This is a genomic window from Planktotalea sp. (genome assembly GCF_049680325.1).
In the GTDB taxonomy this organism is placed as follows: domain Bacteria; phylum Pseudomonadota; class Alphaproteobacteria; order Rhodobacterales; family Rhodobacteraceae; genus Planktotalea.
In genome coordinates this window covers 1-5,082 of record NZ_JBAUHO010000199.1, presented here as the reverse complement: position 1 = coordinate 5,082, position 5,082 = coordinate 1, and the positions used below count along the sequence as shown (strand labels likewise).

Annotated in this window: 5 protein-coding genes; 4 read left to right on the top strand and 1 reads right to left on the bottom strand. The window is 55.6% G+C overall.

The genetic code is table 11. The features are described from left to right. Positions 1-215: 215 nt before the first annotated feature. Both WBC85_RS08905 and WBC85_RS08900 read left to right on the top strand, forming a co-directional pair. Positions 216-524, top strand: a complete 309-nt coding sequence (locus tag WBC85_RS08905; RefSeq protein WP_424435512.1) for an ArsR/SmtB family transcription factor — start codon at positions 216-218, stop codon at positions 522-524. A 54-nt stretch (positions 525-578) separates the two neighbouring features. Then, positions 579-1,637 (top strand): YeeE/YedE family protein, encoded by a 1,059-nt coding sequence (locus WBC85_RS08900; RefSeq protein WP_424435509.1) that lies wholly within the window; start codon positions 579-581, stop codon positions 1,635-1,637. Between the two features lie 8 nt (positions 1,638-1,645). Here WBC85_RS08900 and WBC85_RS08895 read toward each other — a convergent pair whose 3' ends face one another. Next, a complete protein-coding gene (locus tag WBC85_RS08895; RefSeq protein WP_424435506.1) occupies positions 1,646-2,239 on the bottom strand; it encodes a riboflavin synthase in 594 nt (197 codons plus the stop codon). 107 nt (positions 2,240-2,346) lie between these two features. Here WBC85_RS08895 and WBC85_RS08890 point away from each other — a divergent pair, with 107 nt between their 5' ends. Both WBC85_RS08890 and WBC85_RS08885 read left to right on the top strand, forming a co-directional pair. Beyond that, positions 2,347-3,639 carry a capsule biosynthesis protein gene (locus WBC85_RS08890; protein ID WP_424435503.1) on the top strand — a complete coding sequence of 431 codons (1,293 nt, stop codon included), beginning with the start codon at positions 2,347-2,349 and terminating at the stop codon, positions 3,637-3,639. Positions 3,640-3,789: 150 nt separating this feature from the next. Next, positions 3,790-4,908, top strand: a complete 1,119-nt coding sequence (locus WBC85_RS08885; RefSeq protein ID WP_424435515.1) for a polysaccharide biosynthesis/export family protein — start codon at positions 3,790-3,792, stop codon at positions 4,906-4,908. Positions 4,909-5,082 lie beyond the last annotated feature (174 nt).

Sequence of the window (5,082 nt, the reverse complement as noted above, 5' to 3'; positions counted from 1 at the left end):
GTATGAGCTATGCGCGACGTGTAAATTTTACGCCGACATTTATTATAATGGATGAGGGCGCTGAAATTGCCCGCATCGAAGGTTACCCGGGCGAGGATTTTTTCTGGCCTATACTGACACAACTGCTCTTGGACAAAACATCTTTTGGCGCTAAAGCGAACTAATTCTGTAAGAGAAAGGAGCATCCCTTGGGGCTTCCTGTTCTAGACACAAGCATGAGCGACGAAGAAATCGACAAGGTTGTCGATAAGGCGCAGCTCGCATCGGCGTTCCTGAAGGCAATCAGCCATGAAGGGCGATTGATGATCCTGTGCCATTTGGTCAGCGGTGAAAAATCCGTAACCGAATTGGAAGAATTGCTCGCCGCGCGGCAGGCCGCCGTATCCCAACAGCTTTCGCGTTTGCGCCTTGAAGGTCTGGTTATCCCGCGCCGCGATGGCAAGACAATCTATTACAAATTGGCCGACGACCGTCCCAAAAAGATGCTTGAGACAGTTTACGATCTTTTCTGCAAAGACGACTGATCCCCTATTGATCGGAACGCGCGACATTGACAGCAAGCTTGGGAGGGCGCGCTGATGGAATTTCTGACAGCAGATGCAACTTTAGTGGCTCTTGTGGGCGCTTTTGGCGGTATCGCCTTGGGCCTTGCTGCGCGGCTTGGTCGCTTTTGCACGCTCGGTGCTATTGAAGATGCGCTTTATGGTGGCTCGACCTTGCGGCTGCGCATGTGGGCGCTCGCAATTGGCGTTGCGGTGCTCGGCAGTTTTTCCCTGATCGGGCTGGGTTTGCTCGATCCGATGCAGGCCTTTTATCTGACCCGGCCCTTTTCAATACTCGCAAGCGCCCTGGGCGGGCTGACCTTCGGCTACGGCATGGCATTGGCGGGCAACTGCGGGTTTGGCGCGATTGCGCGTCTTGGCGGCGGCGATCTGCGCTCTTTCGTGATTGTTCTTGTGATGGGGATTTCGACCTATGTCGTGCTTTCAGGCCCGCTCGCACAAGCCCGTGTCTGGGCCTTTCCAAACGAAGGCACTGTCACGCGGCCAAACGGAATTGCCCATGGACTTGAAGCGCTTACAGGCCTTTCTTCAATCGCAATCGGGCTTGCTATCGGCCTATTGATCTGCGCTGCCGCTCTTTGGCGCGGACCTCTCGGCAGCGCACCCAAATCAATGTTCTGGGCGAGCATTGTCGGCCTTGCAATTGTTAGCGGATGGGCCGGCACGATGTGGGTCGCAAATACAGGTTTTGAAGGCACTCCCGTCGTCTCGCACACCTTCTCGGCCCCTGTGGGCGATACCATTCTGTTCGCGATGCTTTCGTCGGGATTAAGCCTGAGTTTCGGTGTTGGTTCGGTTGTTGGTGTTTGGCTCGGGGCCTTTATCGGCAGTTTGATTAAAGGCCATTTTCGCTGGGAAGCCTGCGAAGACCCGCGCGAGCTACGCCGTCAAATCCTTGGCTCCGTGCTAATGGGGGCTGGTGCTGTCGTTGCCTCTGGCTGCACAATCGGGCAAGGCGTGAGCGCGTTCAGCTTGCTCAGCTATAGCGCGCCGGTCACCTTGCTTGCTATTTTCGCAGGCTGCGCATTCGGTTTACGTCAGTTGATCGAAGGCTTTCACGCCAGCGCCGAATAACCCGGCAACTACGCCCATTCCTGCAAACGCGCCACATAGCGGGCAAGCGTGTCGATTTCCAGGTTGATCGCATCCCCAACCTTTGCATCGCCCCAGGTCGTTGCGGTTTTGGTGTGCGGAATAAAGTTGATGCCAAAGTCAGTGCCGTCGACCTCATTCACGGTAAGCGATGTTCCATTGAGCGCAACTGATCCTTTCGGGGCGACGAATTTCGCCAAAGCTTCGGGCGCGCGCAAGGTAACACGCGTACTATCCCCCTCGTCCCGCATCGCGATGATTTCGGCCACGCCATCTACATGGCCAGATACGATATGCCCGCCAAGCTCATCCCCGACCTTCAACGCGCGCTCAAGGTTCAAACGCCGACCAGCGGGCCAATGGGTTGTGCCGATGTTCGTCTTGCTTACGGTTTCAGCGCTGATTTCCACGTCGAACCAATCCGCGCCAAGTTCTACCACCGTCAAACAAACCCCATCGCAGGCGATAGAGGCGCCAAGGTCAATTCCATTTGTATCATAAGACGTGCCGATACGCGCACGCAGATCTCCGCGTTGCTCGGTTTCGCGAACCTCGCCAATATCGGTGATGATGCCTGTGAACATGGGACTTGCTCCTGCGTATCTAAGGGGAATTCATGGCAAGACTTCGCCTTAATTTCACCCAATAATGTGTCTATGTCTTTCAAGAAATAATGAGTAGACCGAATGACATGAGTACTGCAACGGCGAAAAAACCTGTCTTTTTGTTCCTTCAGGGACCGCATGGGCCGTTTTTCCATCGTTTGGGGCGTATGCTGCAACGCGCTGGTGCTGGTGTTTGGCGGGTCGGCTTCAACGCTGGCGATCGCGCTTTCTGGTTTCAGCCATCAACCTACATCCCGTTTCGCGGTTCTATAGATCAATGGGATGACACGTTTGATGCGCTTGTTGCGGAAAAAAACGTAACGGACATAGTGCTTTACGGTGACACGCGCCCTGTTCATGCCAAGGCTGTTGCGCGCGCAAATGCACTTGGCTTGCGCGTTCATGTGTTTGAAGAAGGCTACATGCGCCCCTTTTGGGTCACCTATGAGCGCGGCGGGTCTAACGGTAATTCACGCTTGATGAACACCACTGTCGGCGAAATGCAAATCGCGCTCGAGCGCTCGGATATGGAAGCGCCGATGCCGCCAAGTCATTGGGGCGACATGCGGCAACATGTATTCTACGGCGCGCTTTATCATTGGTTCGTGATGTTCCGTAACGGCGATTACAAGCATTTCCGCACCCATCGCGATCTTCCCGTCATCAAGGAATTCGGCCTTTACGTAAAGCGCCTGTTGCTGATGCCCCTTCAAAGCATCGAGCGGCGCATCGCGACATGGCGTATTCGCAACGGCGGCTTCCCCTTCCATCTGGCGCTTTTGCAGCTGGAGCATGACAGCTCGTTCCAGATGCATTCCCCATTCGATACAATGACCGACTTCCTTGAACTGGTTATCCGCGACTTTGCCAAAGGCGCACCGCAGCATCATCACCTTGTTTTCAAGGCCCACCCGCTTGAGGATGGGCGCGTTCCTGTGCGCCGCTCGCTCAAGGAAATGGCGGCACGTTATAGTGTCAGCAAACGCGTTCATTATGTGCGCGGCGGAAAGCTCGCACGGCTATTGAACGATGCACGCACCGCAGTGACCGTGAATTCCACCGCTGGCCAACAGGTTCTGTGGCGCGGCATTCCGCTAAAGACCTTCGGTAGCGCAGTATATTCCAAGCCGGAATTTGTCTCCGATCAGCCGCTTGCGGATTTTTTCCAAGCGGCCGAGCGTCCCGATAACCGCGCCTACAAGGATTATCGCCGCTATCTGCTTGAAACCAGCCAAGTCCCGGGCGGCTTCTATTCTGCACGTGGACGCCGTCAATTGCTGCGCCATGTAGTCGATATGATGCTCTCTGGCGAAGATCCCTATGATGCCTTGCTGTCAGGAACCGCGGCTCCGCGGCAACAGTTGCGCGTTGTGAACTAGGGGGCATTCGCCCAAACGCTAGCTTTTTATTCTGTATTCCCGTAGCTTAAAAAAAAAGACCGAGGCAGAATAATAGGTCGAGGAGACCGAGCAGTGAAACCCTTTACATCCAGATGGGCGAAATCCGCCTGCTTGCTGGCTGCTGTGGCGATGGTATCGTCCTGCGGCCTGCCGCGCGTTGGGCCTAACAAAAAAGAAATCTTCGAAGGTTCGGTGCAACGATCCGGCGATGCATTTGTCGTTTCCGTGAACGATCGCGTGACCCGTGCGACGTCTGTCGTACCAAGCCTCGGATTTTCGGAAGCCTTTCAAAACGCTGGGGAAATCGGATCAGACACGATCCGCCCCGGCGACACTCTGGGCCTGACGATCTGGGAAAACGTCGATGATGGCTTGCTCGCGGGCGAAACCGCCAACTCGACATTGCTGGAAGAAGTTCAGGTCGACGGCGCTGGCTTTATCTTCGTCCCCTATGCTGGGCGCATCCGCGCAGCTGGCAATTCCCCCGAAGCCATCCGCCGCACCATCACGCGTAAGCTGGAAGAACAAACGCCCGATCCACAGGTTCAGGTCCGCCGCCTTGCCGGCGATGGCGCAACTGTTTCGCTTGTTGGCGCAATTGGCGGCCAGGGTGTTTATCCGATCGAGCGACCAACGCGCACATTGTCAGCCATGCTTGCGCGCGCTGGTGGTATCGCAATTGAGCCTGAGATTGCTCAGATCACCGTGATCCGTGGCAATCAAAAGGGTAAAATCTGGTTCCAGGATCTTTATAACGATCCACGTATGGATATCGCCCTGCGCGGCGGTGATCGCATTCTCGTCGAGCAAGACACACGGTCCTTCACTGCACTTGGTGCTACCGGTGCGCAAAGCCGCGTAATTTTCGAAAGCCAGACATTGTCCGCAGTCGAAGCGCTCGCGCAAGTTGGTGGCTTGGTCAGCACATCCTCTGATCCAACGGGCGTCTTCGTGTTCCGTAACGAGCCAGCTGAACTTGCAAACCGCGTCTTGGGCCGCAATGATCTGGTCGGCGCACAGCGATTTGTCTACGTGCTTGATCTGACCCGTCCTAACGGCATGTTCCATGCGCGTGACTTTGTCATTCGCGATGAAGACACTGTCTACGTGACCGAAGCACCGTTCACCCAGTGGAGCAAAGCAATCGCCGCTGTTACCGGTTCGCTCACCGCAGTTGGTAGCCTCAGCACAACTGCAACGACTTTGGGCCTTGGTGCGACAGCCGCAACGGCTGGAACTGGTGGCTAAAACCGATGCGGGCCAAGCCCTCTGAGATAGCCGCCGATGCACAGACGCGTCGGCGGCTTTTTATCTACAACGGCGGATTTTTGCAGCAGCGGCGCTTGCGCCGCATTCTCAAGCTTTCCGGTTATGATCTGCGCCTTGGCCTTGCGAAAAGTGGTGATTTAATTGGCGTTTGGG

Excerpts from the sequence above, each read along its gene's own strand:
- WBC85_RS08905 (WP_424435512.1), top strand. The coding sequence starts at position 216 with ATGAGCGACGAAGAAATCGACAAGGTTGTCGATAAGGCGCAGCTCGCA.
- WBC85_RS08900 (WP_424435509.1), top strand. The coding sequence starts at position 579 with ATGGAATTTCTGACAGCAGATGCAACTTTAGTGGCTCTTGTGGGCGCT.
- WBC85_RS08895 (WP_424435506.1), bottom strand. The coding sequence starts at position 2,239 with ATGTTCACAGGCATCATCACCGATATTGGCGAGGTTCGCGAAACCGAG.
- WBC85_RS08890 (WP_424435503.1), top strand. The coding sequence starts at position 2,347 with ATGAGTACTGCAACGGCGAAAAAACCTGTCTTTTTGTTCCTTCAGGGA.
- WBC85_RS08885 (WP_424435515.1), top strand. The coding sequence starts at position 3,790 with ATGGTATCGTCCTGCGGCCTGCCGCGCGTTGGGCCTAACAAAAAAGAA.